Source organism: Tautonia sp. JC769 (assembly GCF_040717455.1).
GTDB lineage: Bacteria > Planctomycetota > Planctomycetia > Isosphaerales > Isosphaeraceae > Tautonia.
In genome coordinates, this window is record NZ_JBFEFH010000011.1 from 156155 (window position 1) to 175091 (window position 18937).

Below are 18937 nucleotides of genomic sequence, written 5' to 3' on the forward strand. Positions count from 1 at the left end.
AGCCCTTCACCGGCCCCCGGGTACCCCGTCACATGGAAATGTCGGTACTCTCAGGAACTGATGAGTGTTCCCCATGATCGAACGGGTCCGCATCGAAAATTTCAAGGCATTGCGCGAGATTGAACTCGATCTCGGCCAGTTGACCGTGATCGTGGGGCCGAATTCTTCCGGGAAGTCCAGCATCCTTGAGGCGATCCACGCCGCGTGCCAACGGATCCCACCGAACGACCCCGACCACGATTCGGTTGATCCTTATGTCATTCGCTACGTCAACTCTGAGGGCTCGATCCGCGTCATCTGCGGCGGGATGGGCGGTGCCTGGACGTTCTCGCTGAACCCACCGGAGCGACATGCCCACAGCAAAGTCGAGCCGTTCCCCTGGGATTCGTCGATCGAATTCCAGGGGGATCAGCCCTTCTCCATGACCTCCGCCCTCTTTCGGTTCGAAGCCGACACATTGGCGATGTCCTCTCGGAGCGATCGATTTCCACCTCTCCTGCCCCGGAATGGTTACGGCCTTGCGAGTGTTTTGGCATACATGGCCCTCAATCGCCCCGACGATTTCAGCTGGGTCCAGCGAACCATTCGCACAATCGTCCCTGCGGTTCGCAGAATCCGGTTCGATCGGAAAGTGACCGTAGGCCCCGCTCCTTACCCGCTCGATGTCCTCGTCTTCGACATGGAATCGGGCGACAATATCGAGGCGGCCGCGACGAGTGAAGGGACTTTACTCACCCTGGGAATCCTCGCTGCCGTGGCAGGGTGTCGGGGCCGGGATTCGATCCTCCTTGTGGATGACCTCGACCGCGGGCTTCACCCTCGGGCCCAGCACGAGTTGATTAATGCCCTACGTTTCTTCCTGGAAGAAAATCCGAGCGTTCAACTGGTTGCGACCACCCATTCCCCGATCCTCCTGAACTATCTCCGCCCCGAGGAAGTCCGCCTCACCTCCCTCAACCCCGACGGCACGACCGCCTGCGCCCGGATGACCGACCATCCCGACTTCGAGGAATGGAAGGATTCCATGGCCCCTGGCGAGTTCTGGAGCTACGTCGGCGAGCAATGGGTACGCGACCTGCCCATCGGAAAGGGATCGGCGTGAGCCGCCTCGACATCGTGGTCGTCTGCGAGGCCCGCGCCGATCTCGTGACGGCCGGATCGCTGGCCGACCGGGTCATCATCGACGCCGTGGAATGGATCGATGAGGAGAATCTGCCCTTCGTCCGGCACTGGCGAGGCCTCGCCGAGCAAGACGACTTTGTTCCATGGTCGAAGGTCGATCGACTCGCCCGCGATCATGGCCTGCCTCCCCAATTCGGGCACTTCGGCGGCGAACCGGCCGCGTTCGATGCCCGGACCGCGCAATGCCCTCCGCCTCATCAAACACCTCCGGATCCCCGCCGGGGGAGTCCTCCTGGTGCGCGATGGCGATGCTCAATCCGATCAACGCAAGAAGGGGCTGGAACAGGCCCGGCAGCATTCTCCGCTCGGCGTGGTGCCGGTCGTCATCGGCCTCCCGGTCACGAAGCGTGAATGCTGGATCCTCGCGGCGTTCGAACCGGCCGACGATCGCGAGCAAGGCTTGATCGAGGACGTCCGCAAGGAGCTTGGGTACGACCCGCGACGATCCCCCGAGCGACTCACGGCGGCCAAAGCGGGGGCGACTCACAACGCAAAGGGCATCCTCAAAGCCCTCGGCATCGACCCCGACCGCGAAGCCGATTGCCTCCGAAACGTAACATTATCGTGGCTTCTGGAACGAGGTGAAGGTACCGGCCTCACTGCCTTCCTGGGAGAAGTCCGCTCGCGATTCGTCCCTGTGATCGATGGAATTCCCCGGCCATGACCGACCCGACTCGCCCCGCTCCACGTCGGTCCACACGCCCCCCGGCCCGACGCCTCCGACCTTCCCCCGGCCTCCCGCCGCCCGACCCCTGGTCGCTCGACGTCCTGGTCGCCGAGATCGAAGACCGGGTGACGGCGACCGCCGCGAAGCACCCCAACGAGCCGATGGGCCGGTGGCTCTACCGGGTGCTCGACGCCTGGGTCGGCGACCGAGACGGCGCCTGGCGTCGGCAGCGTCAGGCTCAGGGGCTGGCGATCATCCGGGAGCCGGCCTGTCAACTCGGCTGCGATCATTGCTGTTACCAGCACGTCGCCGTGACGGAGCTTGAGGCCGAGATCCTCGCGCAGCACGTCCAGGCACACCTCGACCCGGGCGAACAGGCCGCCCTCCGCCATCGGGTCGATCGCGATGCGGGGCGACTCCGACAGCTCGCCGCCGAGGCCCCCACCGCCGACGCCCATCGCGCCGCCCTCGCCCGCAGCCGGCAGCCCTGCCCATTGCTCGACGAGGCCACCCGGCAATGCCTCGCCTACGAGGCCCGCCCGGTCAACTGCCGTCGCGAGAACTCGGTCGAGGTCGAGGTCTGCCGCCGCTACCGAGACGACCCCGACGCCTCCGAGTCCTCCCTCCGCCTCGTCCGCTTCGATCTGCTCTGGGGCGCCGTCCACGTCCTCCTCGCCCGGATGGCCGCCGACGACCCGCATCTCGACTCCGCCTCCGACGCCACCCAGCCCCTCGCCCTCGCCCTTTCTCGCCATTTTGTGTGACTGGCGCGGCCCATTTTCTCGATACTTCTCATCATGGGGCGATTCGGATTCGACCCCCGCCTCCCTATTTTTTTCTCTTCGTACGACCTCTACCACCCTCGATTGGCGCGTCCTGGGTGTCCCCGATTGCTCGCCAATCGGGGCGGCGCAGCCGCACGAGGCCACGGGGACCGCACTGAGCTCTCTCGTCGCCCCGCGACCCCGGTCGGCGAGCCACCGGGGCCGCCCGGGAAAAACGCATCGCCTCGGTTGAGGGTGGAAGCAGCAGCAGGGTGCCGTCGAGTCCTCGAAGCCGCTCCGACCCGTTTTGCGAAGCCCAGCGTCGCGACTTGGAGGACTCGACGGCACTCTGCAAGCGTTTCTGGTCAAACGACTTTCGACGTTTCTTGCTCGCTCGCCCCCGTCCCGCGCTCCTTGGCAATTCGAACCGACAGGGCCGCCGCCATGCCGGGTCCCCTCCCGGTCGCGACCGGCGACGTCCGAGGCGGTCCCCGAGGGGGCCGGGAACTCCGGCGACGCCGAGGCGTCCAACCTCCCGGGCGTCGCGATCGAACCGATCCCGATTCAGACGAGAGGATCCGCCATGACGATCCCGCCGGAGGCACTCCCTCCCCGACCCGGCCCGCACCGGCGATCGACCGATCTCGGGCGCAAGGCCCGCCGATACCCGGTGGGGTCGGCCCGCGGCCGCCTCTGGCGTGCGCTCCGCCCCCCAACCTTCGACGATCACGTCCTGGGATGGCTCGGGATCACCTCCCCCCGCTGGTTCCCCGAGCGCCCCGCCCCCCGCCGCGGCCGCCGATCACGCGTGCCCTGACTGCCACGCCGGTGAGGAGCGCAGCTCCCGAAACGGACCGAGACCAATCGCCGCAATCTCTTTTTCGGAAACGAGTTACTGGTTTCCTGCGGGACGCGCCCGGGGCGTACCAGGCGGCGCACCCCGGGCGCACCGGCCACGAGAGAGAGTTCCGGACCGATCGTCCCGGAACCTCCGAGACGTCCCATGAGGGCAGGAATCACCGAAACGAATGGCCACACTCCTCGGAACCTGTTTCCAGAGAAGCGATTCCGCCGAACCTTTCCGGCGCACCGAGGCGCACCGACCCTGACCACGGGTCCGCACCGATCGGGCGCAACCCTCCCCGAACTGGCTCGTCCCCGAGACAAACGGGTTCCCGAAACGAATCGAGAGATCGGGCGGAACCCGTTGGCGTGAATGCGTTTTTGGCGATCACCTCGGGCGCACCATGCCCGGATTCGCGGGCGCACCCGGGCGCACCAGGCAGGACCGGAGGGGGGTGCGTGCCGGAGCGAGGCGGGGCGGACCCTCGATCGGCCCGGGGAACTCCCCAGGCCGATCCATGGCGCCCTCGCGGTGAGGGGCCGGGGGCGATAGACTTGAGATCCCGCGTCTCGCCCGAACGATCGGACCCGATCCCCTTCGGGTCGTCATCGGCGATCGAAACGGACCCTCGAAGGACCTCGGCATGGCGACTGCGATCGGCGATCGGGCACCGGCGGTGATCCGGCTCCGCGAGGAGGACAACGTGGCCGTCGCGGCCCGGGGGATCGACGCCGGGACGCTCCTGACGCTCGACGGCCTGGCGGTCGAGACGGCCGAGCCGATCCGGCCCGGCCACAAGGTCGCCCTGACGGCGATCCGCCAGGGCCAGGCGGTCCTGAAGTATGGCCAGGTCATCGGCTTCGCCTCGGCCGACATCCCCGCCGGGACTTGGGTGCATGTCCACAACCTGCGGGCCGACCTGTTCGAACGCGATTACGCCTTCGCCACCGAGCGGCCCGAGCCCCCCGCGAACGAGGCCCCCCGGACCTTCCGCGGCATCCTCCGGCCCGACGGCCGGGTCGGCACCCGGAACTACGTCGCGGTGATCAGCACCGTCAACTGCTCGGCCAGCGTCTCGAAGTACGTCGCCGACCGCTTCCGCGACGAAAGCTGGAAGCGCGACTACCCGAACATCGACGGCGTCTTCGCCATCACCCACAAGGGGGGGTGCGGCCTCCAATTCGAAGGCCCCGACCACGAGCAGCTCCAGCGCGTCCTGGCCGGGTTCGCCACCCATCCGAACGTGGCCGCCTATGTCCTGATCGGCCTCGGCTGCGAGGTCGGCTTCGCCGGCCACCTGGTCGAGTCGCGCCACCTGGTCACGCTCGGCGGCGCCCGGTCCCGGGGCGAGTCGAACGGCCCGGGGCCGCCCCGCGTCCTCAACATCCAGGAGCAAGGGGGCATCGCCCGGACGGTCGAGGCCGCGGTCGAGGCCGTCAGCCGCCTGATGCCCGCGGCCGATTCCTGGAAACGGACCGATCAACCGGCCTCGAAGCTGGTCGTCGGCCTCGAATGCGGCGGCTCCGACGGCAACTCTGGCGTCACGGCCAACCCGGCCCTCGGCGTGGCCGCCGACCTGATCGTGGCCCAGGGCGGGTCGGCCGTGCTCGCGGAAACCCCCGAGATCTACGGGGCCGAGCACCTCCTGACCCGCCGCGCCGTCAACGAGGATGTCGGCCGCAAGCTCCTGGAACGCATCAAGTGGTGGGAATGGTATACGGGCGTCTTCGGGGCCGAGATCAACAACAACCCCTCACCCGGCAACAAGGAAGGGGGCCTGACGACGATCTACGAGAAGTCCCTCGGCGCCGTGGCCAAAGGGGGGGCGACCGCCCTGGTCGACGTGCTCCACTATGCCGAACCGGTCACGACCCCCGGCCTCGTGTTCATGGACACCCCCGGATATGACCCCGCGAGCCTGACCGGCATGGTCGCCGGCGGCTGCAACGTCCTCGTCTTCACGACCGGCCGCGGCAGCGTCTCGGGCCTGAAGCCCTCGCCGTGCGTCAAGGTGGCCACGAATACGCCGATGTTCGAGCGATTGTCCGACGATATGGACCTCGATGCCGGGACCGTCCTGGCCGGAGAGCCGGTCGAGGCGGTCGGCCGGCGTTTGTTTGACCTGATCCTGGACGTGGCCGACGGCTCCCCCACCAAGAGCGAGCTGCAGGGCGTCGGTGAGGAGGAGTTCGCTCCGTGGTCGATCGGGCCGACACTCTGACGCAGACCCCTGCCCCCCGGGCCTCCTGGACGATCGCCCTGGTCCTCGCCGCGCAGGCCGCGGCGCTGGCCTGGCTGATGGTCGTCCCCCTGCCGAGCATCGAGGCCCAGCGGCTCGACGCCCAGGCCCGCGCCGAGGCGGCCGGCGACCCCGGCGGCGCCACCCTGCAGAGCCTCCGCCGCGCCTTTTTTCTGCTCGCCGCCGACGAGCACCTGGCCCGGGCCGCGGCCAACCTGGCCGACCCCGAGCACCTCGGCCAGCGTCTCCCGATCGTCCTCGCCGCCCTCCTGATCGCCGGGGCGGCCGTGGCGGTCGGGGATGGGACCCTCCGCCTACTGGGCCTGGTCTGGGGCCTCACTCCCCTGGCCCGGTGGCCCCTGGCGTTCGTCTCGGGGGCGACCCTGCTGGCGGCATTGACCCTCGGCCTCGGCCGGGTCGGTGGGCTGGCCCCCTGGCCGGTGCGGATCGGACTGGCCGGGCTGCTGCTGGTCGGCGTGGTCCTGTGGGGCCGCGACCTGCTCCGCAAATCCCCCGGCCGGCCGAACCAACCGGGCCGACCCTTCCCGATCGCCCTGGCGGTCCTCCTCGCCCCGGTCCTGACCCTGATGGCGCTCGGGGCCATGCAGCCGACGATCGAGTACGACGCCCTGGAATACCACCTGCAGGGGCCGAAGGAGGCGTACGAGGCGGGCCGGATCGCCTTCCTGCCCCACAATGTCTATACGAGCATGCCCTCGGCCGTCGAGATGCTCCACCTGCTCGGGATGCTCGTGCTGGATGACTGGTGGCTCGGGGCCCTGGCCGGTCAGCTCCTGATCGCCGCCTTCGCCCCGGCGACGGCGGCCCTGATCGCCGCGACGGCCTGGCGCTGGGCCTCGGGCCGATCGGCCTGGGTCGCGGCTTTGGTCTACCTGACGACCCCCTGGGTCTTCCGCCTGGCCACCTTCCCGTTCGTCGAGGGGCCGCTCTGCTCGTACCATGCGGCCCTGGTGTTCGTGGCGGCGATGGCCTGGACGATCCCCCGGCAGGAGGAGCAGGCCCGCCGGTCGTCGGCCTGCTGGCTGCTCGTCGGCCTGCTGGCCGGGGGGGCGATGGCCTGCAAGTACCCGGGCCTGGTGTCGGCGGTCGTCCCGTTCGGCCTGGTGGCATTGGCCGACGGGTGGCGTCGGCGGTCGTGGCGGTTGCCGGTGGCGTTCGGCCTGGGGGTGGTCGTGGCGGTCGGCCCCTGGCTGGCGAGGAACGTGGCCGATACCGGGAACCCGGTCTATCCGCTCGCCTATGGGGTCTTCGGCGGCTCGGAGTGGGATGCGGAACTCGACGCCCGCTGGCAAGGCGCCCACGGCCCCCGGCCGATCACGGCCGCGGCCTTCCTGTCCTCGACCCTGGACGTGATCGGCCGGTCCGACTGGAACTCGCCGCTTTATGCGTTGCTCGTTCCCTTGGCCCTGTTGCGGCGAAGTCCGAAAGGGTTGATCCTTGCCCTCTCGGCCTATGTCCTCTACCTGTTCGCGACCTGGTTCCTGCTGACGCACCGGCTCGACCGCTTCTGGCTGCCGCTCTTGCCGGCGGCGGCGGTGCTGGCGGGGATCGGGGCCGACTGGACCCGCTCGCGTCCCTGGCCGGCCTGGATGGCGGGGGTGATCGGACTGGCGACGGCGACGAACCTGGTCTTCCTGACCACCCCCCTCTGCGGGCCGACGGAGTGGACGAGCGACCTCGACCGCCTGCGGCGCGAGGCCATGGAAATGGCCACGCCGTCGCTCGCCCGGCTCGACGCGACCTTGCCCGACGGCTCGACGACCCTGGTCGTCGGCCAGGCGGGGGTCTTCTCCCTCCGGCATGAGATCCGGTACAACACCGTCTTCAACCGGGAACGCCTGGCCGGGATCGTCGCCGGTCGGTCCCCCGCCGAGGTGCTCGACGAGCTGCGCCGCCAGGGGATCACGCACGTCTATGTCGATTGGTCCGAGGTCGAGCGGCACCGCAAGGCCGGCGGCTACGGCTTCTCGCCGGTCGTGACTCGAACCCTGTTCGAGGGCCTCGTGTCGAGCCGGGTGCTGACCCCCCCCGTCCCGATGGGGCCGAACCACCTGCTCTACCGGGTGGTCGAGCCGCCGGCCCAAGTCCCCAAGGATGCCCCCTCGTCATGAACGTCGAAACCGAGCGACCGAATCAGACCGACGCCGATCATCGACCCCCGGCGTCCCGATCGCCTGGGAATCGGATCGTGCTGGTCACGTTCGGCTCGCTCGGCGATCTGCACCCCTACATGGCCCTCGGCCTCGAACTGAAGCGGCGGGGGCACCGGCCGGTCATCGCCACCAGCGAATACTGGCGGACGAAAGTGGAGGCCGAGGGGCTGGAGTTCGCCCCGGTTCGGCCCGACGCCGCCGCCGACCTGGACGAGCGCAAGGCGCTCCTCGCCCGGCTTTTTGATTCGCGGGAAGGGGCGAAGGTCGTCCTGTCCGAGCTGATGATGCCCGCGCTCCGCGAGAGCTTCGACGATACGAGCCGGGCTGTCGAGGGGGCCGACCTGATGGTCGCGCACCCCCTGACCTTCGCGGTCCGGCTCCTCGCGGAGAGGGACGGCATCCCCTGGACCTCGTCGGTCCTGGCACCGCTCTCGTTCATGTCGAGCCACGACCCTCCGGTCTTGCCGATCATGTCGTGGCTGGAACGGTTCCGATGGCTCGGTCCCCGGTTTCACAGGGCCCTGTTCCGGTTGGGGCGTCGGCAGACGATCGCCTGGGCGAAACCCTGGCACGCCTTCCGGGCCGAACTGGGCCTGCCGCCGACCGGGGAAAACCCGATCTTCGAGGGGCAGCATTCCCCCGATCTCGTCCTGGCCCTGTTCTCGGACCAACTCGCCCGGCCCCAGGTTGACTGGCCTTCTCAAACGGTCGTCACCGGGTTCTGCGACTTCGACCGGAACGGCCCGCAGGAGGCTGCGCCGGAGGAGGTCGAGCGGTTCCTCGACGCCGGGCCGGCCCCGGTGGCCTTCACGCTCGGGTCGGCGGCCGTCTGGTCTCCCGGGTCGTTCTATGCCGAGAGCCTCGAGGCGATCCGTCGGATCGGTGCCCGGGCGATCCTCCTGATCGGGCCGGAGGGGGTCAACGCCCTCCCCGAGCACTTGCCCGAGGGGGTCGCCGCTTTCGGCTATGCTCCTTATTCGAGCCTCTTCCCGCGCTGCGCGGCGATCGTCCACCAGGGGGGAGTCGGCACGACCGCACAGGCGATGCGGGCCGGCCGGCCGATGGTGGTCGTCCCGTTCGGGTTCGACCAGCAGGACAACGCGGCCCGGGTGCAGCGGCTCGGGATCGCCCGGGCGATCCCAAAGGAGCGGTACACGGCGGCCCGGGTCGCCGGGGCGTTGCGGGAACTGCTCGACGACCCGGGCCCGGCCCGTCGCGCGGCCGAGATCGGCCGCCTCGTCCGGCAGGAAGACGGGGCCGCCGAGGCGGCCGACGCCATCGAGGCCCTGCTGGCGCGCAGGGGCCGGGGCCCCATGACGCAATCGGCCCCCGGCCGGCCGATCACGACCCCGGGGGCTTGACGACGACGATGGACGACCTGACGATCGTGACCGGAGGCGCCGGGTTCATCGGCAGCCACCTCGTGGATCGGCTCGCGGCCGAGGGGCGCCGCGTCCGGGTGGTCGAGCGGCCGGGGGCGGCGGTCGGGCACCTGCCCGGCGGGGTCGAGGTGGTCTTCGCCGACATCAGGGACCGATCGGCGGTCGATCGGGCGGTCGTCGGCGGGCGATGGGTGTACCACCTGGCGGCCAATCCGAACCTGTGGGCCCGGGACCGGTCGACGTTCGACGAGGTCAATTACCGGGGGACGCTCCACGTCCTCGACGCCAGCCTCGCGGCCGGGGCCGAGCGGGTCCTGCATTGCAGCACCGAGAGCATCCTGACCCGGGCCCGATCGAGCGGGCCGATCGGCGAGGACGTGGAGGTCACCGAGGACGACGCGGTCGGGCCCTATTGCCTCTCGAAGCTCCGGGCCGAGCAGGCCGCGATGCGCCGGGCCCGCGAGGGCCGGCCGGTCGTGATCGCCAACCCGACGATGCCCGTCGGCCCGGGCGACCGCGGGATCTCGCCGCCGACGCGGTTGATGCTCGACTTCTGCAACCGCCGGCTGCCGGCGGTGATGGACTGCACCCTGAACCTGATCGACGTCCGGGACGTGGCCGAGGGCCTGATGCGGACCATGGGGCGCGGGACGCCGGGGAGGCGATACCTGCTCGGGGCCGAGAACCTAACCCTGCTCGGCCTGCTCGGCATCCTGGGGGAATTGACCGGGGTGCGGCCCCCCCGGTTGCGGGTCCCCTACGCGTTGGCGATCGCCTCGGCCCATGTGAGCGAGTTCTGGGCTGATCATGTGAGCGGGCAGATGCCCCAGGCGACCGTCACCGGCGTGCGGCTGACCCGCCGGGCCATGCACTTCGACGCGGGCCGGTCGCTCCGGGAATTGGGCCTGGCCCCCCGGCCGATCCGGGCGTCGCTGGCGGACGCGGTCGCCTGGCACCGAGGGCAAGGGACCCTCGGGCCGACAGGAGATGCTCCGGCACACCATTTGCTCGAAAAGTCCGCGGAATCTTCTTGACGGATTGCTCCGGCGATGCAAGATTCTTGAAACGATCGCGTCGGACCCGGATGAGGCCGCGTTTCGCCGACTCCACACCCGAGCCGTCGCGCGAGCCCGGCGTCCCCTTTCCACTTGGACTTGGAAATCGGGACGGGCTAAAATGACGGCCGGTCCCTTGCCGTTGTTCTGTGATCGCAAACGGCCATTTCTCCCGGGCTTGGGACGTTCTCGAATCGACAGGCCGGGTGGCCGGGGGCTTTTATTTCATGCCCATACGACTGGTCGCACTGGACGAGGGCTCCGACATTCTCGTGGATCGGGCCATGGTGATCGTGGGCCGCCATCCGCAATGCGACGCCCGGCTCGAATCGATTCGGGTGTCTCGGCGCCACTGCTGCATGATCCAGGATCAGGACACCGCCGACGTGATCGTCCGAGATCTCGGCAGCACCAACGGCATCCGGATCAATGGCCAGCGGATCGAGAAGGGGACGCTGCGCCCCGGCGACGAGCTCTCGATCGCCCACCTGCGGTACCGGATGGAGGCCGGGCATTCCGAGGAACTGACCCTGGCCGAGACGATCCCGGCGGAGCAGCAGGTGAAACTCTCGGCAGCGTTCGACTCGCCCTCGTCCCGCCCGGTCGCCGCCCCGAATGCGCCGACCCCGTCGGAGCATCGCCTGGCCGCCGCGGTCCGCGACATGCTGCCCGCCTCGATGGCCGACCGGTGCCGGATCCAGGTGATCGTGCAGGTGCCCCCGGACGACGGCGATCATGACGCCGCGATGGATGTCCCCCTGGATGCGAAGCCCTCGGAGCCCGACGCGTCATGCCGCCCGCCCGACTCGTCCCCCTCGTCTCCGGGCTGATCCGACCGATCCCGCTGGAGCGGCCGGTGGTCCTGATCGGCCGCCACCAGGAATGCGATGCGCCCGTGGTCCATGCCCGGATCTCCCGGCGGCATTGCTGCGTGGCCCAGATCGCCGGCGGGCTGGTGATCCGGGATCTCGGCAGCCGCAACGGGGTCCGGGTCAATGGCGAGCGGATCGAGGAGGCGGCGCTCGCCGACGGCGACGAGGTCGCCATCGGCCCGATCGTCTATCGGCTCGAGTGGCCCCAGGTGTCCGGCGATCCGAGGTCGGCGGCGCAGCAATCCCCGGACATCATCCCCGGGGATCTCGTCCCGCTCGACGACGACGAGTGAGCGCCCCGCGCCGGCTCAGTTGGCCCGGATGACCTCCGACCGGTCGGCACCGGCGCCCCCCTGGGGCAGGTAGTCGATGAACTTCAAGGCCGGGTCGGCCGGGACGAGGACCGCGTTGCCCGGGTCGACCGGGCCGAGGGTGCGGCGGAGCCCGAAGACGTCCGCCTCGGTCGCCGGGGCGAAGGCGATCGGCTCCAGCCGCTCGGGTTCGATCATGATCGCATCCTGCTCGAAGGCATCGCCGAGCGCCCCGGCCACGAGCATCGACCCGTCCGGCTCGATCGCGAAGCGCACCCCGAGGTCGCCGAAGGCGATGGCCTGGTCGGCCGCGGTCGAGGTGCGGAGGAGCTGGAACCGCTCGGCGAGCGGGAAGCGCATCTCGGCCTGGAGCGCCTGGAGCAATCCGGAACTGATCGCCCCGGGGCCGGCCCGGAGTTCCCCGGAGACGGATCGCCAGCCGGAACCGGGGCCGAGGGGCTGGGGCCCCCATTCGGCCTCGTCGATGATCAGGTGCGCCAGGCCGTCGAGCCGGTGCTCGGTCACCCGTCCGGAGACGAGCGTGGCGAGATCGACGTCGATCAGCTCTCCCGAAAAGCTCGCCCGCCAGTCCCCTGCTCCGATCCGGGACAGGCGCAGTTCCCCTTGCATCCGGGCAGCGGAGCCGATCCAATCGGCCGAGGAGAAGAAGGGGTCGAGGACCGAGGCGGGCAGCGGCAACCCCTCGGCCGTCCGGAGCGTCAGGATCGTCTCCGGCTCGTTCCCGCGGCGGTCCCGGACCAGGACCAGCTCGCAACGATTGGCCGACCCCGAGGGCGTGACCACGCGGTAGCTGGCCTCGACCGTCGGGGCCCCGGCGTCGATCCGGAAGGAGGCGGCCAGGTCGCGGAGGCCGTACTGGAGGCCGTCGCCGAGGTCGATGGCGCAAGAGTCGGCCGAGACGGCGACGTGGTCCCACGCCTCGTCGGCCGCGGCCCGGCTGAGCAGCTCGCCGACCTGCTCCATGGCGTGCCGGGGCCCTTCGGCGGCCAGGGCGAGGCCCTCGGCCCGGAGCACGAGCCGCCGGCCTTCTCGGGAGAGCTTCAGGGTCTCGGCCCGGGCGACCTCGACGAGCTGCTTCTCGCGCCTCGGCTCGCGCTGCCAGAGGACGGCCCCGGAGTAGATGATCTCGCCGGGTTTGGGGTATCGGACCCCTTCGAGGGTGACCTTCAGGCCGAGCTGGCGGCCCAGCTCGGCCTCGACGTCGTGGCGGTGGCCCGGCCGGTTGACCTGCCAGGCGGTGAAGGCGACGAGGGCCGTCGGCACCATCGTCGCGACGAGAATCCCGAGGGTGAACAGCACCTGGCGGTGCGGTCGGGACAGGGTTCGCATCCTTGCCTCCTGTCGGAACGGCTCGGGCCGGCATCCTCGGCACGCTGCCGTGCGCAGACAAAAGAGCGTTATGGCCGAGGAGGCCCCGGTCGTCAATGCCGATCGCCCCGGGCCGACGGGGCGAGGCCCTCGCCTTGGCACGGGGAATGCTGTAGGATACGGGCCTCGCGGCTCACCCACCTGGTTCGCAAGCAAATTTGATCATGACAGAAACCCTGGTTGCGATCATTGGTTTGCCGTTTTGCGCCGCGCTGATCGCGTTGATGGTCCCGCCGCGGTGGGCGGGAGTCCTGGCCTTGCTGGCCCCGGCCGGGGTCTTCGCGCTGGCGGCCCGCTCGTGGCCGGAGGTCGCGGGGGGGGCGCCCCGGGTCGTGCCGATGGGGGGGCTGCCGGGCCTCTTCTCGCTGGACCTGCGGGTCGACCACCTGGGGATCTTCTTCGTCTTGCTGACCGCCGGGGTCGGCCTGGCGACGGTCCAGTACGCGCGGGGGTACTTCGGCGAGAAATCGTCGCGGCTGTTCTGGTCGGCCCTGCTGGCGTTCATGGGGGCGATGATCGGCCTGGCGCTGGCCGACTCGCTGGTCCTGCTGTTCGTCTTCTGGGAGGTGACGACGATCACCTCGTTCCTCCTGATCGGGATGCACTACGACGAGGAGGGGTCGCGGCGCGGGGCGGTGCAGTCGTTCCTGGTGACGGGGGCCGGCGGCCTGGCCTTGCTGGCGGGGATCGCCCTGATCGGCGGCCGGGCGGGGACGTTCGACCTGTCGGCCCTGGCGGCGCAGAAGGAGACAATCCTGGCCGACCCGGTCCACCGGATCGGCCTGGTGCTCATGCTGCTCGGGGCGTTGACCAAGTCGGCCCAGTTCCCGTTCCACTTCTGGCTTCCCGGCGCGATGGCCGCGCCGACGCCGGTGAGCGCCTTCCTGCACTCGGCGGCGATGGTCAAGGCGGGGATCCTCCTGATCGGCCGCTTGCTGCCGGTCTTCGGCGAGTCGGACGTCTGGCTGCCGCTGCTGGCGACCGTCGGGCTGACGACCTACGTCGTGACCGGCTGGCTTGCCTTGCGGGCGACCGACCTGAAGGAGCTGCTCGCGTTCAGCACGGCGGGGTTCCTGGGGCTGATCACGGCCTTCTACGGCTACGCGGGGCGGGAGGGGTCGGAGGCGCAGTTCCTGCACATCCTCAATCACGCGACCTACAAGGCGGCGCTCTTCTTCCTGGTCGGCTGGCTCGACAAGGCGTCGGGGACGCGGGACCTGGGGCTCCTGGAATCGCAGCGGTGGTGGAGCCGGAGCCGGCCGGCGGCGGTCCTGTTCGGGATCGGGACGCTGGCGATGGCCGGCTTGCCGATGACCCTCGGGTTCATGAGCAAGGAAGAATTCTATGGGATCGTGATGGGGGGCGAGTTCGAACGGCTGACGCCGGCCCTGGCGGCCGTGATCGTCGGCAGCGCCCTGATGGTTGCCTATTCGTTGAAGATCTTCATCGGGGTCTTCCTCGGCAGTCATGTCCCCTCTCCCGGGCGAGGGACGCCGCCCGAGAAGCGGTCGGCCTGGCTGCTGGTCGTGCCGGGGATCCTGCTGTCGGTGCAGGTCGTCGGCGGCCTGGTCCCCCACTGGCTGCTGAGCGAGGTGCTCGCCCCGGGGCACGAGTGGCCGTCGAGCCCGGCCATCTGGCATTATGTCGATGCGCTGCTGGTGATCAGCCTGATCAGTTATGCCGCGGGCCTGGTCCTGTTCTTCGGCTGGCATGCGGCCAGGCGATTGCCGGGTGTCCCCGGGCCGAAGGTCATCGCCGAGGCCCTGGCGGGCGGTGTCGTCGCGATTGCCGAGTGGTGGACCCGGGTGGCCCAGGCGGGGGGGCACCCGCGGTATCTCGCGGTCATTCTGCTCACCTTCGTGGCGAGCGGGGTGGCCGGGCTCGGCTACGGACGGGCGACCCCGGCCGACCTGGTCGGGCCCTGGGGGCCGGACACGTTCGTCGGCCTGATCCCGGCCCTGATGATCCTGACGGCGGCGGTCTTCCTGATCGCCCTGCGGCGGCGGATCTCGAAGCTGATCATGCTGACCGTGGCCGGTTACGGGATCGTGGTGGTCTACATGATCTACCAGGCGCCCGACCTGGCGCTGACCCAGATCCTGACCGAGGCGGTGGCCCTGATCCTCCTGCTCATGATCTTCCGGCAGCTGCCCGACCTCGGGCCCGATCCGAGGCCGGTGCCCCGGAGGGTGCTGCACGCGGCGGTCTCGGCGCTCGTCGGCCTGACCCTGGCGGCCTTGGCCTGGGGGGCGGCCTCGCGATCGCGGCCCGACCGGGCCGGCGCCGAGCACCTGAGGCTCTCGGAATCGGAGAAGCTGGGTGAGAACGTGGTGAACGTGATCCTGACCGACTTCCGGGCCATGGACACGCTCGGGGAGATCCTCGTCCTGGCCCTCGCGGCGCTGGGGGTGGTGGTCCTGTACCGGGCTCGGCGGCGGTCGGGCCGGGACCGAAGCGGGCGGGCGACGGCCCGGGGGGGTGCTCCGTGAATTCGCTGATCTTCCGGGAGGTGACCCGGGCCGTCTATCCGGCGGCGATCGTCTTCTCGCTTCACCTGCTGATGCGAGGGCACGATGAGCCGGGCGGCGGGTTCGTCGCCGGGTTGGTCCTCACGATGGCCGTGGTGCTGGAGACGCTCGCCTTCGGCGCCGAGGCGGCCCGGCGACGCTACCGCCTGATGCTGCGGCCGGCGCTGGTCCTCGGCCTGGCGATCGCCCTGGGCTCCGGGCTGGCGCCCATGTTCTGGGGTCATCCGCCGTTGACGTTCTCGAGTGTCTCCTACCGGTTGCCGGGAGATCATGTGTTGAAGCTTTCCGGGACCCTGGCGTTCGACGTGGGGGTGGTGCTGGTGATCATCGGGTCGATGGGCACGGCGCTGGTGGTGATGATCGGCCTGAAGCGGACGAGGGCGGTGCCATGATCGGATTCGGCGCGCTGTTCATCGCGATCCTGACGTCGGTGTCGCTCTACCTGATGATGTCGAGCGACCTGCAGCGGATCATCATGGGGTTCGTGGTGCTCTCGAACGCGGCGAACCTGGTGATCCTGGTCTCGTCCGGGATCTCGGCCGACGCGATGCCGCCCTTGCTGCACGGCCTCCCGGTCGAGGAGCTGGCGGACCCGCTGCCGCACGCGTTCGTCCTGACGGCGATCGTGATCGGGCTGGGGAACGCGGCCTTCCTGATCGTCCTGGCGTCCCGGATCGCCCGGGAGACCGGGTCGGAGACCGTCGAGGGGGGGCCGGGCTCGTGACGAATCTGGTCGGCCTCCCGGTCTTGATCCCGCTGGTCACGGCGCTGCTGGCCCTGGTGCTGGGGCGATGGCCCCGCGTCCGGTTCGGGGTGACGCTCGCGGGCCAGGTGATCCTGCTCGGGGTGGTGGGCCTGCTGGCCTACCTCGCCGCCTGGCGGGGCGAGATCCTGACCCTCTCGATGGGGGGCTGGGCGCCCCGGGTCGGCATCGTCTGGGTGGCCGACGGCCTCAGCTCGATCATGACCGTGCTGGGGGCGGTCGTCGGCCTGGCGGTGCTCGTCTACGCGCCCGGGGGGTTGAAGCCGCCGAGGGAATCGCCGTTCTTCCTCGTCCTGCATCAGGTGATGGTCGCCGCGGTCGAGGGGTGCTTCCTGACCGGCGACCTGTTCAACCTGTTCGTCTTCTTCGAGGTCATGCTGACGACCTCGTACGTCCAGATCTCGATGGGTGCTCGGCCGGGGCAGCTCAGGAAGGCGTTCCCGTACGTCGTCGTCAATTTCGTCGGCGGCCTGTTGTTCCTGGCCGGCGTGGGGATCATCTACGGGACGAGCGGGACGGTGAACCTGGCGTCGCTTTCGAGGCTGATCGCCGAGGGGGACTTGCCGCCGCAATTCTGGGGGGGGATTGGGCTGGTCGTGACCGTCTTCGCCCTGAAGACCGGGCTGGTCCCCCTCTACTTCTGGCTGCCGGAGTCGTATCCGGAATCGCCGATCCCCAACAGCGCCATGCTGGCCGGCTTGCTGACCAAGGTGGGCGTCTATTCGCTGTTTCGGGTCGTCCCGCTGGTCTTCACCGAGGCGGACGCCGGGTTCTTCAGCCTGCTGGCGGGCGTCTCGGCGGTGACGATGTTCCTGGGAGTGCTGGGGGCACTCGGGCGAGACCGGATCAGGCAAATCCTGGCGTTCCACATCATCAGCCAGGTGGGATACATGACCTTCGGCCTGGCGCTGTTCAGCCCGGCCGGGCTGGCGGCGGGCCTCTTTTATGTTGTGCATCATATCGTGGTCAAGTCGGGATTATTCCTGGCCGGGGGGATCGCCGAGCGGGTCGGCGGGTCGGATCGCCTGAAGGGGGTCGGTGGGATGGCCACGACGCATCCCTGGGCGGCGGCCGGGTTCTTCGTCCCCGCCCTCGCGCTGGCCGGGATGCCGCCGTTCAGCGGGTTCTGGGGCAAACTCTTCCTGGCGATCGCGGGGTTCCGGCAGGGATACTGGGTCACCACCGCGACGGCGATCGTGGTGAGCCTGCTGACGCTGGCCTCGATGCTGAAGATCTGGCAGTCGGTCTACTGGGGGAAGCCCGAGGGGCAGCGGCGGCCGGAGCTGGGGCGCGACCCGGGCATGCTGGCCGGGGTGCTCGGCCTGGCCGGGCTCTCCGTGGCCATCGGCCTCTGCGTCATCCCGCTGATGCTCTGCTGCGAGCGGGCGGCCGAGCAGCTCCTGGCGGTGACGCCCTATGTCGATGCCGTGCTTGGTCCGACGTCGGGTGGGCAACCCGGGGAGCTTGGCCGATGAGACGACTGCTGGGCATTCTCCTCCTCTCGGGACTCTGGATGCTCCTGTTCGGCCGGTTCGACGCCCTGACCTTCGCCCTGGGCCTGCTGGTCGGCGCCGGGGCCCTCGCGCTGAGCCGATCGGTCTTCGGGAGCGATCGGCTCGAACCGAATGCCCGGGACCAAGGGCGGCGCCGGGTCGGGTTGCTCCAACGCGTCTGGTCGGCGTTCAAGCTGGCCTGGTATTACTCGTATGAGATGATCGCGTGCAATGTCGTCATGGCCCGAGACGTGCTCAGGCCATCACCCGAATTGAGCCCGGCGATCTTCGCGCTGAACGTCCCCGGGCTGGGGCCCGCGGGGACGACCTTGCTGGCGAACCTGATCACCCTGACCCCCGGTTCGCTCGTGATCGACTTCGACCCCGATGGCGAGACCCTGTATATTCACACGCTTTATGCCCGAGACGTGGACACGATGAAGCGAGACTATCGGCGCTTCGCCCGCCAGGTCTTCCGGCTGATGGACCGAGAACCGCCCCAGGCCATTCGCGAGGCAGGTCGATGAAAGAAGTCGTCATCATGGCGGCCATCGTGGCGCTGACGGTGGGGGTGGTGCTCAGCGGGGTCCGCATGATCATCGGCCCGACGATCTACGACCGCGTGCTCGCGTTCGATACGGCGGGGCTCGACGTGATCGGCGCCATCCTCCTGGTCGAGATCCTCTTCGATACGGGCGTGTTCATGGATGTGGTCCTGGTGATCGCGCTGCTCGGGTTCCTGGGGACCATCACGCTGACCGCGTATCTTGAGGGCCGGCTCGGTGAGTGACCTCCTGATCATGATCGCGACGGTCGTGGGGACGTTCCTGATGGTCGTCGCCTCGCTCGGGGTCCTGCGGATGCCCGACTTCTTCCAGCGGGTTCACCCGCCCGCGAAGTCGTCGACCCTGGGCCTGCTGTTCCTGCTGATCGCGCTGGGGATCGAGTCGCCCGACGTGGCGACGATCACCAAGGCCGTGCTCGCCTTCCTCTTCCTCGCCTTGACCGCCCCCGCCGCGATCCACCTGCTCGTCAGGGCGGCCTACCGCCAGGGGATCGCCTGCGCGCGGGACCCAAGCCCCGACGATTACCGGGCCTTCGTCGATCGGCACCCCGAAGACCTCGACCCCGCCTTGAAACCCGTCGACGCCTGCCAGGATTGACTCGCGAACCGCCCGATCCCCCGCCGGGTGATCGACGGGTGGCGGCGCCATGGGCCACGGCTATACTGGGGCGGTCGGATGCGCGAGGCCGCGGGTCGTGCGTGGCCGAGT

General features: G+C 69.7%; 17 protein-coding genes and 1 pseudogene. 17 read left to right on the forward strand and 1 reads right to left on the reverse strand.

Annotated features, from left to right (window positions below; translation table 11 throughout):
- The first annotated feature begins 73 nt into the window (after nucleotides 1–73).
- The 10 genes and pseudogenes from AB1L88_RS13355 (at nucleotide 74) to AB1L88_RS13400 (ending at nucleotide 11472) form a co-directional block, all read left to right on the forward strand.
- Nucleotides 74–1102 carry an AAA family ATPase gene (locus tag AB1L88_RS13355; RefSeq protein ID WP_367097164.1) on the forward strand — a complete coding sequence of 343 codons (1029 nt, stop codon included), beginning with the start codon at nucleotides 74–76 and terminating at the stop codon, nucleotides 1100–1102.
- 246 nt (nucleotides 1103–1348) lie between these two features.
- Nucleotides 1349–1846 carry a hypothetical protein gene (locus tag AB1L88_RS13360; RefSeq protein WP_367097165.1) on the forward strand — a complete coding sequence of 166 codons (498 nt, stop codon included), beginning with the start codon at nucleotides 1349–1351 and terminating at the stop codon, nucleotides 1844–1846.
- Nucleotides 1843–2613 (forward strand): YkgJ family cysteine cluster protein, encoded by a 771-nt coding sequence (locus AB1L88_RS13365; protein ID WP_367097166.1) that lies wholly within the window; start codon nucleotides 1843–1845, stop codon nucleotides 2611–2613. The genes AB1L88_RS13360 and AB1L88_RS13365 overlap by 4 nt, the downstream gene beginning before the upstream one ends.
- 583 nt (nucleotides 2614–3196) lie before the next feature.
- Nucleotides 3197–3430, forward strand: a complete 234-nt coding sequence (locus tag AB1L88_RS13370) for a hypothetical protein (protein WP_367097167.1) — start codon at nucleotides 3197–3199, stop codon at nucleotides 3428–3430.
- A 670-nt stretch (nucleotides 3431–4100) separates the two neighbouring features.
- The gene (locus tag AB1L88_RS13375) at nucleotides 4101–5678 is read left to right on the forward strand and encodes an altronate dehydratase family protein (RefSeq protein ID WP_367097168.1); all 1578 of its coding nucleotides are present in this window, start codon (nucleotides 4101–4103) and stop codon (nucleotides 5676–5678) included.
- Nucleotides 5654–7828 carry a hypothetical protein gene (locus AB1L88_RS13380; RefSeq protein WP_367097169.1) on the forward strand — a complete coding sequence of 725 codons (2175 nt, stop codon included), beginning with the start codon at nucleotides 5654–5656 and terminating at the stop codon, nucleotides 7826–7828. Before AB1L88_RS13375 ends, AB1L88_RS13380 begins: the two co-directional genes overlap by 25 nt.
- Nucleotides 7825–9096: pseudogene (locus AB1L88_RS13385) on the forward strand (glycosyltransferase); the annotation flags it as partial. The gene AB1L88_RS13380 and the pseudogene AB1L88_RS13385, both read left to right, overlap by 4 nt.
- A 131-nt stretch (nucleotides 9097–9227) precedes the next feature.
- On the forward strand, nucleotides 9228–10286 hold the full coding sequence (locus AB1L88_RS13390; protein WP_367097193.1) for an NAD-dependent epimerase/dehydratase family protein: 1059 nt from the start codon (nucleotides 9228–9230) through the stop codon (nucleotides 10284–10286).
- A 248-nt stretch (nucleotides 10287–10534) separates the two neighbouring features.
- Nucleotides 10535–11137 (forward strand): FHA domain-containing protein, encoded by a 603-nt coding sequence (locus AB1L88_RS13395; RefSeq protein ID WP_367097170.1) that lies wholly within the window; start codon nucleotides 10535–10537, stop codon nucleotides 11135–11137.
- Complete coding sequence (locus AB1L88_RS13400; protein ID WP_367097171.1) at nucleotides 11098–11472, forward strand: FHA domain-containing protein; 375 nt, start codon at nucleotides 11098–11100, stop codon at nucleotides 11470–11472. Before AB1L88_RS13395 ends, AB1L88_RS13400 begins: the two co-directional genes overlap by 40 nt.
- A gap of 15 nt (nucleotides 11473–11487) precedes the next feature.
- Here AB1L88_RS13400 and AB1L88_RS13405 read toward each other — a convergent pair whose 3' ends face one another.
- Complete coding sequence (locus AB1L88_RS13405) at nucleotides 11488–12840, reverse strand: hypothetical protein (RefSeq protein WP_367097172.1); 1353 nt, start codon at nucleotides 12838–12840, stop codon at nucleotides 11488–11490.
- A 203-nt stretch (nucleotides 12841–13043) separates the two neighbouring features.
- Here AB1L88_RS13405 and mbhE point away from each other — a divergent pair, with 203 nt between their 5' ends.
- From mbhE to mnhG, 7 genes are read left to right on the forward strand one after another with little or no spacing between them, the layout of a single operon-like run.
- The gene (mbhE, locus tag AB1L88_RS13410) at nucleotides 13044–15368 is read left to right on the forward strand and encodes a hydrogen gas-evolving membrane-bound hydrogenase subunit E (protein ID WP_367097173.1); all 2325 of its coding nucleotides are present in this window, start codon (nucleotides 13044–13046) and stop codon (nucleotides 15366–15368) included.
- Complete coding sequence (locus tag AB1L88_RS13415; RefSeq protein WP_367097174.1) at nucleotides 15365–15799, forward strand: MnhB domain-containing protein; 435 nt, start codon at nucleotides 15365–15367, stop codon at nucleotides 15797–15799. Before mbhE ends, AB1L88_RS13415 begins: the two co-directional genes overlap by 4 nt.
- On the forward strand, nucleotides 15796–16131 hold the full coding sequence (locus AB1L88_RS13420; protein WP_367097175.1) for an NADH-quinone oxidoreductase subunit K: 336 nt from the start codon (nucleotides 15796–15798) through the stop codon (nucleotides 16129–16131). The genes AB1L88_RS13415 and AB1L88_RS13420 overlap by 4 nt, the downstream gene beginning before the upstream one ends.
- Nucleotides 16128–17645 (forward strand): proton-conducting transporter membrane subunit, encoded by a 1518-nt coding sequence (locus AB1L88_RS13425; protein WP_367097176.1) that lies wholly within the window; start codon nucleotides 16128–16130, stop codon nucleotides 17643–17645. The genes AB1L88_RS13420 and AB1L88_RS13425 overlap by 4 nt, the downstream gene beginning before the upstream one ends.
- Entirely contained in the window at nucleotides 17642–18190 is a 549-nt protein-coding gene (locus AB1L88_RS13430; protein WP_367097177.1) for a Na+/H+ antiporter subunit E, read from the forward strand. Before AB1L88_RS13425 ends, AB1L88_RS13430 begins: the two co-directional genes overlap by 4 nt.
- On the forward strand, nucleotides 18187–18453 hold the full coding sequence (locus AB1L88_RS13435) for a monovalent cation/H+ antiporter complex subunit F (protein ID WP_367097178.1): 267 nt from the start codon (nucleotides 18187–18189) through the stop codon (nucleotides 18451–18453). The genes AB1L88_RS13430 and AB1L88_RS13435 overlap by 4 nt, the downstream gene beginning before the upstream one ends.
- A complete protein-coding gene (gene mnhG / locus AB1L88_RS13440; RefSeq protein WP_367097179.1) occupies nucleotides 18446–18826 on the forward strand; it encodes a monovalent cation/H(+) antiporter subunit G in 381 nt (126 codons plus the stop codon). The genes AB1L88_RS13435 and mnhG overlap by 8 nt, the downstream gene beginning before the upstream one ends.
- Nucleotides 18827–18937 lie beyond the last annotated feature (111 nt).